Source organism: Actinophytocola glycyrrhizae, from assembly GCF_042653545.1.
GTDB classification, from domain to species: domain Bacteria; phylum Actinomycetota; class Actinomycetes; order Mycobacteriales; family Pseudonocardiaceae; genus Actinophytocola; species Actinophytocola glycyrrhizae.
Map to the genome: position 1 here is coordinate 605,702 of NZ_JBHSIS010000010.1, position 14,305 is coordinate 620,006.

Consider the following 14,305-nt stretch of genomic DNA (forward strand, 5'->3'; position numbering starts at 1 on the left):
CGGCGCTACCTCGCTCTCTCCAGATCCTCGGCGATGGCGTGCAGCAGTTGCAGGGACTCCTGCTGGCCCAGCGTCAGATCGATCAGCCTCTCCGCCGAAAGCGTATACGCCGCGATCTCGTCGGGGTTCTCGGGAAACATGCCTGACATCCGGCCCTCCACGAACACAACCGCCGGTTCGTCAGCGAACTGCAGCATCGTGAACGCGCCGTGCAAGCCGGGATGCGCAGCCACCGCTGCGGGAACCACTCGAACCGCCACGTGCGGCCGTTCGGCATCCTCGACGATCCTGTGCACCTGCCGGGCCATCACACCGGCGCCGCCGACAGGCTGCCGGAGCATCAGCTCGCTGACGACGAACACCAGCTCGGGCGGGTCCGGCCGGGTGACGATGGCCTGCCGGCCGAGCCGCCGGGCGACCCGCCCCTCGATCTCCCGCACCTCGACCCCGAAGGCGGCCATCAGGGCCCGGCAGTAGTCCGCGGTCTGCAGCAGACCGGGCACGAGCAGCGGCTCGACGTCGATGATCCTGGTCGCCCTGGCCTCGAACTTGAGGTAGGTGCGTGCCTGGTCGGTCAGGTGGGTCTTGTTCCCCTCCCACCAACCCTGCTCCCGGTACCCCTTGGCCATCCGCATGATCCTGTCACGATCCGGGCCCGTCACCCCGACGGCCGCCAGGATCGCCGACACCTCCTCCGCGGTGGTCTCCGGCCGCAACCCCCGCTCCAGCCTGCTGATCGTGTTGGCCGACCAGCCCAGCACCTCGCCGACCCGGGCGCAGCTCATCCCCGCCTTCTCCCGGTAGTGCCTCAGTTCCATACCGAGCCCCCGGTCACCCACCCCACCGAGATATTTCACTTTCCCGGGCATATCACGCTCCTCACAATTCATGTCAGTGATGACACAGACTAAACCGAAACACCACGGAGTCGCCGCAACAATCACCCGATTGTGCATTGCTTCGACGGAATCCCCATGTCAATGTGCTCGACACACGACACGACCGACAGTTGCACGCAAACATCAAAGAAGTGAAATATGAGTGCACAATTGCATTGGCCGCACATCAGGCAATTCCTGCGAATCGACGACACGACCGGCCAGGTCGTCAGCGATTACCTGGGCTTCTCACTCGTCGAGGACCTGCTGACGCCTGCCGCACGGGCGACGGCCTACGAGGAGTGGGCCGCCTTCCACGAATGGCACCTGGCACAACGGACCGCCGAACTGGCCACCGACCGCGTGAAGCGACATCTGGTGACCGAGTGGACCGACAGCATGACCTACTCCTGCCGCCGGAGCGCCGCCCTGGCGCGGGGCGAGAACCCCGGACCGTGGACGCCCCTGCGGGTCCGGCGCCCCGACCTGGACGCGGAACGCCGGGCCATCGTGGCCGAGCTCGTCGCGAACCCCAACACGTAGCCCCCGTGCTCCCGTATCTGCGCCGATGGGCCGTGCAGGGCGGAAAACCCGACGGCGACAACGCGACCACCATCTTCGACCTACGACACGACCGTCGCCACGTCGTGGTCTATCCGGCCACAGTGGACACCTACGCGGTCACCGTCACGGCCTCGGCCATCCGAATGCTCGCCACCACCGCGATTTCCGGCACGGCCTGCGCGGTGCCCGCCGACCACGCCGTCCACGGCAGGCGACTGCTCGGCTTGCGCCCGTACCAGTCCGCCCACGAACCGTCCTGGCTGAACCGGCCCGCCGACGCCCCGCCCTACCCCGGCCCGATGGAGCTGTACGTCGTCCTGCCCGGCGACGAGATCCACATCGTCTACCGGCACGACCGGCTGCACCTTCTCACCAGCGTGCTCACCGAGATCGTCGACACCATCATCTGAGGAGACCCCCGTTGTCCCGCAAACGTTTCACCGCCCTGATCGCGACCGCGTGCATCGCTTCAGGCTGCTCCGCCACACACCGCGATCCCACGACCACTCCGCCATCCGCGCGGCTGGGCACGGTCGAACCGGCGTATCCGGTCGGCACCGAACTGTTGCCCGGCACCACGGTCATCGACGCGATTCCTGTCGCCGACCTGTCCACCACCGGACACGTCGACTTCGATCCGGACGACCCGTGCGCCGGCGTGCCCGCCGACGTGGTCACCCCGGCCGGAGTCGAGGCGACACCCGTGCTCGACAGCGCCATCGGGTGCGTGTGGGAGGGGCCGGGCATCGCACTGGGCATCAGCGCCGACCATCGTTCGATGGCGAAGCAGGTGGAGGAGCATCGCGCCATGTCGGCGGGCGGCGCCGTCGACCGGCTCGCGCATCTCGTGTGGCTGCGCATCGACGACCACTACGCGATCGAACGCGTCCTCGAATTCGACCGGACCAGCAGCTGCTTTCTGACACTCGACGTGTCCTCGTCGTTCGTGCTGACCGTGTCGATGTACTTCATCGATCCCGTGACCAGCGAACCAGCCGATTCCGACGTGGAGACCGCGGTGCGCGAGCGCTGCCCGACGGCCCGCGCGGTCGCGGACGAACTGCTCGACCATCTCGACCATGTCGGCTGGTGGGAGCCGGGCCGTACACCGACCGGGTGACGTTACGAGTTCACCACCGTGTGTCACCACGGTTGGCTATGCTGCTTGGTTGGGACGAGTGCCGGAGGGGGCGCTCCTGGGAGGACCACATGCCTTTCGACATCACCGGCGCGGCCAACCCCGCCGCGAGCACAAGCACGCTCCGAGTCGAACCTGACCAGGTCCTCCAACTCAAAGCGGAGCTACAACCCATCTACGACGAGGTCAACGAGTTTCTGCGCACGAAGGCGCAGGTCATGGTGATGCGGCCGCTCGGGGCAGACGCGGTCAGCAGCGACACAGCCACAGCGTTGAACGAGAACTCCCAGGCAGCGGTCGAGGCCGCCAGCGGTTACCTGAACCAACTCAAGGCTGTCCTCGACGCACTCGACCAGGCCGTCAAGACCTACAACCTCACCGAAGACGCCCGCACGCTGGCCTTCCGGCAGGTATCCCAGTGACTCAGGCCCGACGGTTCACCCTCATCGCGACGTTGTCCGCGACGCTGGCGCTGACCGGATGCACCACCGTGTCCGCCGGCTCGCCCATGCCCGGCGACACCATCAGCACCACACCGGACACCGCCGAGTCCACCGCCACCGAGCCGTCCAGTGAGCGGCCGCGGGACATCGACCTCACCGGCAAGGACCCCTGCGGACAGATCCCACAAGCAGACTGGCCCAAGTTCGGCATTGATGGACCAGGCAAGCCGTCCGAACACCCGGACTTCAAGTCACCCCAGTGTTATTACTCCTCAGCCAGGGCCGGAAATGTCGCGTTGGTGGTGACCGCGGGCATTGAAGAGTGGACCACTATTAAGTACAACGTCGAGATCGAGGACGTCGAGCCCATCGACGGGTATCCCACCCTCACTGTGGCGAGCAACATCGACAGGCGAGCGTGCTGGGCGGTGGTGGACGTCGCCGACGGCCAATCTCTGATGACCACCGCAACACCGGATCCGAACGAGCCGGGTAGTCCTGAGCGGTGCGATCTCGCCTATCAGTTGGCGGAATCCGCGATGAAAACGTTGGTGGCGTCGTGACGGACATGGCGGCAGGGGGAACGCGATGAGCGGGCAGTACAACTGGGACGAGAAACCCCACCAGAGGTTGTACGACGACATTCACGGCAGGGGTGGCTTCTTCCGGCCGGACGGTGCCGGGGTCTCCGGGGCGTCCGGCTCGCAGGAAGGGTGGGCCGCGCTCGCCGACCTGATGGCGCGCGCGCACGAACGGACCGAAACGGCGCTCGCCAAAGCCGGTGCGGTGTGGGACGGCGGCGCCGCCGACGCGATGCGATCCGGGGTCACCCCGCTCGCGCAGTGGGCCGCCGACGCGAACACGGCCAGCAGCGCCAGCCAGTCGAGCACCGAACTCCACATCGACGCCTACTCCTCGGCAAAGAACGCGATGCCGGAACCGGTCGAGGTCACCTCGACCGCCAACGGCGGCGGCGGGATCCCGACCTCGTTCGTCGACATCCTCGCCGGGCAGGCCGACCAGGACAGACAGGAAGCCGCCGCACAGGAGGCCAAGGCCGAGGCGGTCCGGACCATGCTCGGCTACGAGTTCGCGTCCGCCGTCTCCCAGGGCACCGTCGGGAAGTTCGTGCCGCCACCTGCCGTCGCCGTGGACGTGCCTGCGCCGCCGAAGAGCGGGATCGGCGACAGCATCCCGGTCGGCGACCGCGAACCGCCCGGCCCCAGGCACCCGGTCGACGGCGGCACCGGTTCCCCAGACGACACGGCAGGCAACAGGTCCGGCCCTGGCGCCACCCCACCACCCGGCGCCGGCTCGGGGCCGGGATCGGCCACCACACCGAGTGTCGTCACGCCGACCCCGACACCCTCGACGGCAGCTCCGCCGGCTCACCTCCCCGTGACCGGTTCCGGCTCCGACCAGTACCGGTCCGGCATCACACCGTTTCCCGGCGGCACCGGCAGGCGCCTCGGCGAACGCGGGCCGGGCAGCACCGGACGTGGTCCAGGCGGCAGCGGGCATGGTCCAGGCAGTGGTGGTGCCGGGCGCGGTCCTGGCGGCGCCGGTCCCGGTGAGGGCCTCCGAGGCGGCATGCGCGGCGGGCCGATCAGCGAGCCCGTCGCCGGGCGAGGCACCACGCCGGGCACGGCGGGCGGTCGTGGCGTCGGCGGGATGGGCATGGGCGGGCCGATGGGCGGCCGCTCCGAGGGCGACGAGGACAAGGAACACCAGACCGCGGAGTACCTGCGCGGCACCCACGACAGCTTCTGGGACGACACACCGCCGGTCGCGCCCTCGGTGATCGGCGATGATGAGGAAGACTACTGAGTGTCCGGCAGATTCACACTGTCCTGGCTCGAGTACGACATCCTGTGGGAACACCTCGGCCTCGGCAGGCGCCCACCGATCCTGGACATCAACTCCCACGGCCGCACCTTCGACGAACGCGCCGAACTGCGGACCAGTGCGTGGAACTCGCTTGCCCGCAAAGGGGCGGGAGCACCCGGCGACCTCCACCCCGACCTGGAGTTCGGCCTGCGTCTGCTCGCACGACCGGAATGGGAGCTCGACGGGCGGCTGCACCTGTCGGCGGACGGGCCACGCACGTCCGTCCTCATCGGCGCACGCAAAACGGCGGCCGCAGTCGGCGTGCTCGACGCCGAGCGCTTCACCGTGTGGCGCACCGCGGCCAGCGGAATCGCACGCACCGCGGTCGCACAGTTGCCCGCCTGCCCACCGGGCACGGGCCTGTCGATCACACTGCCCGCCGACACACTGGACGCGTGCGCCGCGCGGGCAGGCAACGACCCCGGCACGTTGCAACGGGCACTGGTGTCCTCGGGACTCGGCAAGGACGAGGCCCGCAAGCTGGTCGGGGTGGTCGGGCAGGTCGTCCGCTTCGGTCACCTTGGAGCCGCCCACACCCCGCGGCATGGTGCCCGTCAGCGCGCGGGCCACGTGGTCAGCTTCTACGACAACCCGCTGGGGCGGTATCTCCTCACGCGCAGAGACTCGTGGGTGACCCTCGCCCCGGGCAGCCCGCCCGCGATCACCCGGCAGGTCGAGGAACTACTGGACAGCCTCACCCGAACCCGCCGGTAGTGTGCCTGGCATGGCGGTTCACATCACGCGGGTGTACACGAAGGTCGGCGACAACGGCACCACCGCACTCGGTGACGGGAAGCGGGTGCCCAAGACCGACCCGCGGCTCGCCGCCTACGCCGACGTCGACGAGGCCAACGCGGCCATCGGCGTCGCGGTCGCCATGGGCGGGCTTTCCGACGAGCTGCTGACCGTTCTGCGTGGCGTGCAGAACGACCTCTTCGACGTCGGCGCCGACCTGTGCGCGCCGGTCGTGCCGGACCCCAAGTACCCGCCACTGCGGATCACCGAGCCCTACGTCGAGCGGCTCGAAGGCTGGTGCGACGACTTCAACGGGCGGCTCACCAAGCTGTCCTCGTTCATCCTGCCCGGCGGGACCGCGGGCGCCGCGCTGCTGCACGTCGCGCGGACGGTGACGCGGCGGGCGGAGCGCAGCGCGTGGCATCTGGTCGAGGCGGACGGCGAGCGCACGAACGTCCTCGCCGCCAAGTACCTCAACCGGCTGTCCGACCTGCTGTTCGTGCTGTCGCGGGTCGCGAACCCCGACGGTGACGTGCTGTGGCAGCCCGGCGGCGGCCGGTGATTACTGCGAACGGACCGTTCGCAGCCGCCTGACCCGGGTACCTACCGGGGCATGGTTGCCTCATCCGCGCAGCGAGCGAAGAACAGCAAGGTGGTGCAGGGGCTCGGACGGGCCGGAATGGTCTGCTACGGGCTCGTGCACGTGATCGTGGCGTACCTGGCCGTGCGTGTGGCCTTCGGCTCCGGGGAGCAGGCCGACCAGAAAGGCGCGGTCCAGGAGATCGGAAGCGGTTCCTTCGGCGCCGTGGTGCTGTGGGTGCTGGCCATCGGCCTGTTCGCCTACGGCGGGTGGCAGCTCATGCAGGCCGCGATCGGCTACCGGTGGGTGACCAAGCAGGGCAAACGCACCCGGCGGCGGATCGGGGCCGTCGTCAAGGCGATCATCGGCATCGCGCTCGCGGTCTACGCGACCAGGCTCGTCACCGGCAGCGGTGGCGGCGGGTCCGGCAACCAGCAGCAACAGGAGTTCACCGCGAAGCTGCTGTCCCTGCCCGCCGGCCAGATCCTCGTCGGGATCGCGGCCGCGGTCGTCATCGCGGTGGGAGTCGCCCAGGTCAGGAAGGGCGTCAAGAAGAAGTTCCTCGACGACCTCGACCTGCACGACCTGCCGCGCGGCACCCAGCAGTTGGTCACGCGGCTCGGTGTCTTCGGCTACATCGCCAAGGGTGTCGTGGTGGGCATCATCGGCGTGCTGCTGGCGTTCGCCGCGTTCCAGTCCAACGCACAGGAAGCCGGCGGTCTGGACCGCGCACTGAAGACCCTCGCTGCGCAGCCCTTCGGGACCGCGGCGCTCGTGGTCGTCGGTGTCGGACTCGCGGCGTTCGGCGTGTACTGCTTCGCCGCCGCCCGGGCGCACAAGAACTAGGGCCCGATCCTCAACGCCGCGTGGTCTGAGCCTGCGCTGTCCATCCGGTGCGTAAGTCGGCGGATCCACCCATCGGGGTTGCGCGGGGCTGCTGCCCCGCTTCGCGGGCCGGGCGCGGAGCGCCCGGGTTCGGCGCCAGTGCCGTGAATGGGCCGTTCAGGGCACTCAGCGCCCTGAACGCGCCTTTCAGGGCACAGCTAGCCCGCGACGCGGGACACCAACCCCAGCCACCCGACCGAAACCGGACCGATCCGACCAGCACACGACGACCGACTCACACCAACTTCACGGAATCAGTCATCTAGGAAGCCCAGGGCAGCCGGCCCGGCGGGGCGGACTCCAGCCACGACAGGAACCCGGTCAGCGCGTCCGGTCCCATGGCGATCTCCACCTCGCCGCCGTCGTTCGCCTCGCGGAAACGCAGCACGCGTGAGGCAGGCGGCATGCTATACAGCTCCGGTCCCGACGGGTCCCTGCGGTCCGCGATCTCCAGCGCACTGCGGCTGATCACCCGGTCGGGGCCGGGGCGCAGGCTGAGCACGCGGAACCACACGAACTCGTCACCCTGATAACGCCCCACCCCGAGGTGCCAGCCCTTGCCCGCGTCGTCGAGACGGGTGCGCAGCGCGGCGTGCACACCGCCGGACCGCAACGCACGCAGGCGACGAACGGTGAACCAGACGAGGACAACCGCGACCAGCAGGAGGACCGCTCCGACCATCACGGTGATGTCCACGGCCCGCCTCCGCTGCCCGGCCGTCAGTCCCGCTGACCCGCTGCGCGAAGTCGACCCTGCGCTCTGGCGCGGATCTCCTCGTCGTCCGAGTTGAGGTCGGCCTCCGCCGACGCCACGTCGATCTCGTCGGCCAGGTCGGCGGACTCCGCGAGGATGCGTACCGCCTCACCCGTCACGGAAAGGAACCCACCCTGGACGGCCGCGGTCACGGTCTCGCCGTCGGTCGTGCGCACCTTCACCACGCCACCCTCGATCAGCTGACCGAGTACGGGCTCGTGACCGGGCAGAATGCCGATCTCGCCCTCGGTGGTCTGCGCCGAGACGAACGTGCCGGTACCCGACCACAGGCGTCGTTCCACGGCGACCAGCTGGACGGACATCTCGGCCACGCGGTACCTCCTTGTATGGGTCTTCCAACGGAAGTCTAATTGGTCGGCTCTCAACCTCCCCAGCCAGGCTGGTGTCGATAAGGGTGAGACGAGTCACGGATCGACTGGGGGGTGCCCATGGACGAAACCGACTTCACGGACTTCGTGACGCACCGAGGGCCCGCTCTGCTCCGCACCGCCTACCTCCTGTGCGGCGGTGACCGGGGCGCAGCGGAGGATCTGCTGCAGGACGTGCTGGAGCGGGCCTACCCGCGGTGGCGGCGCATCAGGGGCAGGCCGGAACCCTACCTGCGGGCCGCGCTCGCGAACGCGGCGGCCAACCGCTGGCGGAACCGCTCGCGACGGGTGAGCGAGGTACCGCTCCGCGACGAGGCGCCACCCGCGTGGCCGGGACCGGAACAACAGATCGTCGAGGAGGACCGGGTCGTCCGCGGCCTGCACGCGCTGCCGCCCAGGATGCGGGCCGTGCTGGTGCTGCGCTTCTTCGACGACATGGCCGAGGCGGAGGTCGCGAAGGCGCTCCGCTGCAGTCTCGGCACGGTCAAGAGCCAGACCTCCCGCGGCCTCGCCCGCCTCCGCGAGGTGCTCGACGACGACCTTCCCGCCGACCATCCCGACGACCTCCCCGCCGACCTCCCCGCCCCGGTCCACGAGAGGACGACCACGTGAACGCCACAGAACTGCGAGAACACCTGCACGGCACGACGCCCGGGCTGGCCTTGCCGCCCGCGTTCGCCGAGACCGTGCTGCGTGGCGGGCGCAGGCGCAGGGCACGACGCAGGCTGGCCGTCGCGGCGAGTGTGGTGGCGGTCGTCGCCGTGGCCGCGAGCGCGACGGTCGTGACCATGCGGGAGGACGCACCGGTCCCGGTCGCCGACGCCCGGCTGACCATGCCCACGAAGGGTGACCTGGCGGGCGACAAGGCGTTCCTCGACCAGGCACGCCATGCGTGGCAGGAGGGGCTGCCGTACTCGCCGGAGGCCCGCGACGGGTACTACGACGACCTGCGCGGCGACCCGCACGTGTACTGGGCGGGCAGCACCCCGGCCGGGCGGGCGGCGGTCGTCCTGCAGCAGGTGTACGTGCACCGCAACAACCAGGTGCCCGAGAACGGGCTGCGGACCGCGGAAGGGCTGGTCGCGATCGACCCGGGGGACGGACAGCTCAAGCTGGTCACCACCCGGATGATCGGCTGGGACGAACCAGGGGTGGCCGACTACTACAAGTTCGGCCCGGACGACCGGACAGCCCTGATCGTCGACAACGGGAAACCACTCCACTACGCCTTTGATTTCACCGTGGTCCAGGGGGACGACGGGCGCCGCGACCTCCGGTTCGACTGGAGCCAAGCCGAGCCCGATGACGGTGTGGCCATCGTGACCGTCCCGCCGGACAGGAGTCCGTGGGAGATGGTCGCCTTCGAAGGGAGCGACCCGCCCGACCTGCTCCCGGTGGGGGACTACTCGCTCATGACGACAACCGCGAGCTCCTACCTCATGCTGCGCCTCACCGACCCGTCCTACCGGATGCACTCGGACCTGCTCCCCTGGGGCGAGGTGACGTGGGAACTGGGCGAACCGCTCGGGTTGCCACCGATCGCACTGGACGGGAGATGGGGCGTGTTCCGGTCCATGGCCCAACAGAAGGACTACGTCGTCAGCCCGTGGACCATCGCCGTCGGGCTGCCCGACGGTCGCGTCATCATCCTGAAGCAGAGCCAGGTGGGTACCGCGCCACCCCGGCTGATCGCCAAGGTGGCACCCGACCTGACAGCGGAGACGATGAACCTCATCGACGGCGGCACCGTGGACCCGGAGGCGATCCTGCCGGTCCGCTTCCGCATCCCCGACGGCGGCGGCTGGGTCGTCGCGGACAAGGGCAAGCAGCTGCGCTACCGGACCAGCCCGGACGGGCCGTGGCAGGACGCCGGCCGGGACGCCGCGCTGCTGCCCGACACCGTCAGGGAGATCCTGGTCGGCGACGACTACGTGCGACTGTCCTGACGAGACGGCGAACGCCGCGCCCCCGGAAGGGAGCGCGGCGTTCGCCGTCTGTACGGAGAGCACCTACTTCTTGGTGATCTCCTTGTACTTCTTCTCCAGGTCCTCCAGGCCACCGATACCCAGGAACGCCTGCTCCGGGTAGTGGTCGAAGTCGCCCTTGGTGATCTTGTCGAAGGCCTCGACGGTCTCCTCGCGCGGCACCGTCGAACCCGGCTGGCCGGTGAAGGCCTCGGCGACCAGCATGTTCTGCGACAAGTAACGCTCGATGCGCCGTGCCCGGTTCACCGTCAGCTTGTCCTCTTCGGACAGCTCGTCCATACCGAGGATCGCGATGATGTCCTGCAGTTCCTTGTACTTCTGCAGGATCCGGATGACCTCGGAGGCCACGGCGTAGTGCTTGTCGCCCACGATGGCCGGGTCGAGAATGGTCGACGTCGACGCCAGCGGGTCCACCGCCGGGAAGATGCCCTTCTGGAACACCGACCGGGAAAGCTCGGTGGTGGCGTCCAGGTGGGCGAACGTCGTCGCCGGGGCCGGGTCGGTGTAGTCGTCCGCCGGCACGTAGATCGCCTGCATCGAGGTGATCGAACGGCCCTTGGTCGAGGTGATCCGCTCCTGCAGCTCACCCATCTCGTCGGCCAGCGTCGGCTGGTAACCCACGGCGGAGGGCATGCGGCCCAGCAGGGTCGACACCTCGGAACCCGCCTGGGTGAACCGGAAGATGTTGTCGATGAACAGCAGCACGTCCTGGTTCTGGACGTCGCGGAAGTACTCCGCCATGGTCAGCGCCGACAGGGCGACCCGCATACGCGTGCCGGGCGGCTCGTCCATCTGACCGAACACGAGCGCGGTGTCGTTGATGACGCCGTCCTCGCTCATCTCCAGGAAGAGGTCCGTGCCCTCACGGGTGCGCTCGCCGACACCGGCGAACACCGAGGTGCCACCGAAGTTGCGGGCCACACGGGTGATCATCTCCTTGATGAGCACCGTCTTGCCGACACCGGCACCACCGAACAGGCCGATCTTGCCACCGGTCACGTACGGGGTCAGCAGGTCGATGACCTTGAGGCCGGTCTCCAGCATCTCGGTCTTGCCCTCGAGCTGGTCGAAGGGCGGCGGCTTGCGGTGGATCTCCCACTTCTCGAAGTCCGCACCGTAGCCGGGCTCGTCGAGGCACTCGCCGAGCGCGTTGTAGACGTGGCCCTTGACCCCGTCACCGACCGGCACGGAGATCGCGGCGCCGGTGTCGCGCACCTCGGCACCACGGACGAGACCGTCCTGCGGCTGCAGGGAGATGGTGCGGACGATGTTGTCGCCGAGGTGCTGGGCGACCTCGAGGGTCACCGTCTTCTTCAGCTCGGCGAACGTGATCTCCGTCTTCAGCGCGTTGAACAGCTCGGGGACCTGGCCGCGGGGGAACTCGACGTCGACCACAGGACCGGTAACCCGCACGATGCGGCCCTTGGCGGCGTTCTCGGTTGTCGTCATCAGTCTTCACTTCCTACCGAGGCGAGTGCGTCCGCACCGCCGACGATTTCGCTGATCTCCTGGGTGATCTGGCCCTGACGGGCCTGGTTGGCCTGCCGCGTCAAGGTGTTCACCAGGTCGTTCGCGTTGTCCGACGCCGACTTCATGGCGTTTCGCTGCGCGGCCAGCTGCGACGCCGCCGACTCGAGCAGCGCCGCGTAGAGCCGGGTGTTGATGTACTTCGGCAGCAGCGCGGAGAGCAGCGCCTCGGCGCTGGGCTCGAACGAGTAGGCCGACGGGATCACGTCGCTCTTCGGCGCGGTCTCCTCGGCCGCGTCCGAGTACTCCACCTCCAGCGGTGCGATCCGCTTGGCCACCGGCACCTGCGAGAGCATCGAGCGGAACTCCGTGTACACGATGTGCAGCTCGTCGACGCCGAGGATGCCGTCGGCACCCGCCTCGTCGCCCTCGTCGTCAGCACCCGCGTTGAAGGCGGCGACCAGCGTCTTGCCCGCCTCCTGCGCGTTCTCATAGCGCGGCACCTGGGTGAAGCCGGTCCAGCTCTCGGTGACCTTGCGGTCCCGGAACCGGTAGTACCCGACGCCCTTGGAGCCCATCACGTACAGCACCGGCGTCTTGCCCTGCTCGCGCAGCAGCGACTGCAGTTCTTCTGCGGCACGCAGCACGTTGGCGTTGTACGCACCGCAGAGGCCCTTGTCGCTGGTGACGACGAGCACGCCGACCCGCTTGGGGTTGGGGCGCTCGGTCAGCAACGGGTCGTCGAGCGTCGTGGCCGCGCTGGCCAGCGCGGAGAGGACCTTGGTGATCTCCTCCGCATAGGGCCGGGACGCGTCCACCCGCGCCTGCGCCTTGCTGATGCGCGACGTGGCGATGAGCTCCATCGCCTTGGTGATCTTGCCGATGGATTTGGTCGCTCGGATCTTGGACCGTAGTTCGCGAAGTTGTGCGGCCATCTACTTCCCGCCCGGTCAGCTCTTCGGGGCCGGGCGGTTGACCTTGACGGTCTCCTGCCCGACCTCTTCCGCGGACATGGCCTCGGCCGCTTCCTCCTGGAGGGGCTTGCCCTCGGAAGTGGTGAAGCCCTTCTTGAACTCGTTGGTCGCGTTGACCGCCCGCTCCGCGAGATCGTCGCTCCACTTACCGGTGTCGCGGATCTCGGCGAGGATGCCCTCGTGCTTGTGGCGCAGGTTCTCCAGGAGCTCCTTGTTGAACCGCGCGACGTCCTCGACCGGCACCTCGTCGTAGTGACCGCCTGTGCCCAAATACACGGTGACGACCTGCTGCTCGACCGGCACCGGCGAGTACTGCGGCTGCTTGAGCAGCTCGTACAGGCGGGCACCGCGGTCGAGCTGGGCACGCGACGCGGCGTCGAGGTCGGAGGCGAAGGCGGCGAACGCCTTGAGCTCCTCGTACTGCGACAGGTCGATGCGCATCGAACCGGAGACGGCCTTCATGGCCTTGATCTGCGCGGCACCACCAACGCGGGACACCGACGTGGTCACGTCGACCGCGGGGCGCTGACCCGAGTTGAACAGGTCCGACTGGAAGAAGCACTGCCCGTCGGTGATGGAGATGACGTTCGTCGGGATGTAGGCGGAGATGTCGTTGGCCTTGGTCTCGATCACCGGAAGACCGGTCATCGAACCCGCCCCGAGCTCGTCGTTCAGCTTCGCGCAGCGCTCCAGCAGACGGGAGTGCAAGTAGAAGACGTCGCCGGGGAACGCCTCGCGGCCCGGCGGGCGGCGCAGCAGCAGCGACAGGGCGCGGTAGGCCTCGGCCTGCTTGGTCAGGTCGTCGAACACGATCAGGACGTGCTTGCCCTGGTACATCCAGTGCTGGCCCAGCGCCGAGCCGGTGTAGGGGGCCAGCCACTTGTAACCCGCCGAGTCCGACGCCGGGGCGGCGACGATCGTGGTGTACTCCAGCGCGCCGTTGTCCTCGAGCGCCTTGCGCACCGAGGCGATCGTGGTGCCCTTCTGGCCGACCGCGACGTAGATGCAGCGCACCTGCTTCTGCGGGTCGCCGGACTCCCAGTTCGCGCGCTGGTTGAGGATCGTGTCGACGCAGACCGCGGTCTTGCCGGTCTTGCGGTCGCCGATGATCAGCTGGCGCTGGCCTCGGCCGATCGGGGTCATCGCGTCGATCGCGGTGATGCCGGTCTGCAGCGGCTCGCTCACCGGCTGCCGCTGGACCACCGTGGCGGCCTGCAGCTCCAGCGCGCGGGTCTCGTCGGCGGCGATGTCACCGAGACCATCCAGCGGCTTGCCGAGCGGGTCGATGACGCGGCCGAGGAACGCGTCGCCCACCGGGACCGAGAGGATCCGGCCGGTGCGCTTGACCTCCTGGCCCTCCTCGATCTGCTCGTAGTTGCCCAGGATGACCACACCGATCTGGCGCGGCTCCAGGTTCTGCGCGACCCCGAGAATCCCGCCAGGGAACTCGAGGAGCTCGTTTGCCATGGTCGAGGGCAGGCCCTCGACGTGCGCCACGCCGTCACCGGTGTCGACGACGAGGCCGACCTCCTCCCGGTTGACGTCAGGCGAGTAACTGGACACGTAGTTGTCAATCGCACTGCGAATCTCGTCCGACGAGATCGTCAGCTCCGCCATGTCGTTCCC

At 68.8% G+C, this 14,305-nt stretch carries 17 protein-coding genes; 11 read left to right on the plus strand and 6 right to left on the minus strand.

Annotation, left to right across the window (positions count from 1 at the left end; all coding sequences use genetic code 11):
• Positions 1-5: 5 nt before the first annotated feature.
• The gene (locus ACFPCV_RS24570) at positions 6-869 is read right to left on the minus strand and encodes a helix-turn-helix domain-containing protein (RefSeq protein ID WP_378058651.1); all 864 of its coding nucleotides are present in this window, start codon (positions 867-869) and stop codon (positions 6-8) included.
• A gap of 168 nt (positions 870-1,037) precedes the next feature.
• On the opposite strand from ACFPCV_RS24570, the gene ACFPCV_RS24575 reads away from it, so the two are divergent.
• From ACFPCV_RS24575 to ACFPCV_RS24615, 9 genes are all read left to right on the plus strand, one after another.
• Positions 1,038-1,421, plus strand: coding sequence for a hypothetical protein (locus ACFPCV_RS24575; RefSeq protein WP_378058652.1), 384 nt, complete (start codon positions 1,038-1,040; stop codon positions 1,419-1,421).
• 5 nt (positions 1,422-1,426) lie between these two features.
• Complete coding sequence (locus ACFPCV_RS24580) at positions 1,427-1,852, plus strand: hypothetical protein (RefSeq protein ID WP_378058653.1); 426 nt, start codon at positions 1,427-1,429, stop codon at positions 1,850-1,852.
• A gap of 11 nt (positions 1,853-1,863) precedes the next feature.
• Positions 1,864-2,562, plus strand: a complete 699-nt coding sequence (locus tag ACFPCV_RS24585; protein ID WP_378058654.1) for a hypothetical protein — start codon at positions 1,864-1,866, stop codon at positions 2,560-2,562.
• Between the two features lie 89 nt (positions 2,563-2,651).
• Complete coding sequence (locus tag ACFPCV_RS24590) at positions 2,652-3,002, plus strand: PE domain-containing protein (RefSeq protein WP_378058655.1); 351 nt, start codon at positions 2,652-2,654, stop codon at positions 3,000-3,002.
• Entirely contained in the window at positions 2,999-3,586 is a 588-nt protein-coding gene (locus tag ACFPCV_RS24595; RefSeq protein WP_378058656.1) for a DUF3558 domain-containing protein, read from the plus strand. Before ACFPCV_RS24590 ends, ACFPCV_RS24595 begins: the two co-directional genes overlap by 4 nt.
• A 25-nt stretch (positions 3,587-3,611) precedes the next feature.
• Entirely contained in the window at positions 3,612-4,850 is a 1,239-nt protein-coding gene (locus tag ACFPCV_RS24600; protein WP_378058657.1) for a PPE domain-containing protein, read from the plus strand.
• Positions 4,851-5,624, plus strand: coding sequence for an ESX secretion-associated protein EspG (locus ACFPCV_RS24605; protein ID WP_378058658.1), 774 nt, complete (start codon positions 4,851-4,853; stop codon positions 5,622-5,624).
• A 10-nt stretch (positions 5,625-5,634) separates the two neighbouring features.
• A complete protein-coding gene (locus ACFPCV_RS24610; RefSeq protein WP_378058659.1) occupies positions 5,635-6,207 on the plus strand; it encodes a cob(I)yrinic acid a,c-diamide adenosyltransferase in 573 nt (190 codons plus the stop codon).
• A gap of 51 nt (positions 6,208-6,258) precedes the next feature.
• Positions 6,259-7,071 carry a DUF1206 domain-containing protein gene (locus tag ACFPCV_RS24615; protein ID WP_378058660.1) on the plus strand — a complete coding sequence of 271 codons (813 nt, stop codon included), beginning with the start codon at positions 6,259-6,261 and terminating at the stop codon, positions 7,069-7,071.
• A 301-nt stretch (positions 7,072-7,372) separates the two neighbouring features.
• On the opposite strand, the gene ACFPCV_RS24620 is transcribed toward ACFPCV_RS24615, so the two are convergent.
• Positions 7,373-7,807 (minus strand): DUF2550 domain-containing protein, encoded by a 435-nt coding sequence (locus tag ACFPCV_RS24620; protein WP_378058661.1) that lies wholly within the window; start codon positions 7,805-7,807, stop codon positions 7,373-7,375.
• A 23-nt stretch (positions 7,808-7,830) separates the two neighbouring features.
• Positions 7,831-8,187, minus strand: a complete 357-nt coding sequence (locus ACFPCV_RS24625; RefSeq protein WP_378058753.1) for a F0F1 ATP synthase subunit epsilon — start codon at positions 8,185-8,187, stop codon at positions 7,831-7,833.
• Positions 8,188-8,313: 126 nt separating this feature from the next.
• On the opposite strand from ACFPCV_RS24625, the gene ACFPCV_RS24630 reads away from it, so the two are divergent.
• Positions 8,314-8,865, plus strand: a complete 552-nt coding sequence (locus ACFPCV_RS24630) for a SigE family RNA polymerase sigma factor (RefSeq protein ID WP_378058662.1) — start codon at positions 8,314-8,316, stop codon at positions 8,863-8,865.
• Entirely contained in the window at positions 8,862-10,199 is a 1,338-nt protein-coding gene (locus tag ACFPCV_RS24635; RefSeq protein WP_378058663.1) for a hypothetical protein, read from the plus strand. Before ACFPCV_RS24630 ends, ACFPCV_RS24635 begins: the two co-directional genes overlap by 4 nt.
• 63 nt (positions 10,200-10,262) lie before the next feature.
• Here ACFPCV_RS24635 and atpD read toward each other — a convergent pair whose 3' ends face one another.
• The 3 genes from atpD to atpA are packed head-to-tail and all read right to left on the minus strand — an operon-like array spanning position 10,263 to position 14,296.
• Positions 10,263-11,687, minus strand: a complete 1,425-nt coding sequence (gene atpD / locus ACFPCV_RS24640; RefSeq protein ID WP_378058664.1) for a F0F1 ATP synthase subunit beta — start codon at positions 11,685-11,687, stop codon at positions 10,263-10,265.
• Positions 11,687-12,640, minus strand: coding sequence for a F0F1 ATP synthase subunit gamma (locus tag ACFPCV_RS24645; protein ID WP_378058665.1), 954 nt, complete (start codon positions 12,638-12,640; stop codon positions 11,687-11,689). Before ACFPCV_RS24645 ends, atpD begins: the two co-directional genes overlap by 1 nt.
• A 15-nt stretch (positions 12,641-12,655) precedes the next feature.
• Positions 12,656-14,296, minus strand: coding sequence for a F0F1 ATP synthase subunit alpha (gene atpA / locus ACFPCV_RS24650; protein WP_378058666.1), 1,641 nt, complete (start codon positions 14,294-14,296; stop codon positions 12,656-12,658).
• Positions 14,297-14,305: the final 9 nt, after the last annotated feature.

What these genes read in the sequence shown, in the direction of transcription:
- ACFPCV_RS24570 (WP_378058651.1), bottom strand. Translation starts at nt 869, where the DNA reads ATGCCCGGGAAAGTGAAATATCTCGGTGGGGTGGGTGACCGGGGGCTC.
- ACFPCV_RS24575 (WP_378058652.1), top strand. Translation starts at nt 1,038, where the DNA reads ATGAGTGCACAATTGCATTGGCCGCACATCAGGCAATTCCTGCGAATC.
- ACFPCV_RS24590 (WP_378058655.1), top strand. Translation starts at nt 2,652, where the DNA reads ATGCCTTTCGACATCACCGGCGCGGCCAACCCCGCCGCGAGCACAAGC.
- ACFPCV_RS24600 (WP_378058657.1), top strand. Translation starts at nt 3,612, where the DNA reads ATGAGCGGGCAGTACAACTGGGACGAGAAACCCCACCAGAGGTTGTAC.
- ACFPCV_RS24610 (WP_378058659.1), top strand. Translation starts at nt 5,635, where the DNA reads ATGGCGGTTCACATCACGCGGGTGTACACGAAGGTCGGCGACAACGGC.
- ACFPCV_RS24615 (WP_378058660.1), top strand. Translation starts at nt 6,259, where the DNA reads ATGGTTGCCTCATCCGCGCAGCGAGCGAAGAACAGCAAGGTGGTGCAG.
- ACFPCV_RS24625 (WP_378058753.1), bottom strand. Translation starts at nt 8,187, where the DNA reads ATGTCCGTCCAGCTGGTCGCCGTGGAACGACGCCTGTGGTCGGGTACC.
- ACFPCV_RS24630 (WP_378058662.1), top strand. Translation starts at nt 8,314, where the DNA reads ATGGACGAAACCGACTTCACGGACTTCGTGACGCACCGAGGGCCCGCT.
- atpD (WP_378058664.1), bottom strand. Translation starts at nt 11,687, where the DNA reads ATGACGACAACCGAGAACGCCGCCAAGGGCCGCATCGTGCGGGTTACC.
- ACFPCV_RS24645 (WP_378058665.1), bottom strand. Translation starts at nt 12,640, where the DNA reads ATGGCCGCACAACTTCGCGAACTACGGTCCAAGATCCGAGCGACCAAA.
- atpA (WP_378058666.1), bottom strand. Translation starts at nt 14,296, where the DNA reads ATGGCGGAGCTGACGATCTCGTCGGACGAGATTCGCAGTGCGATTGAC.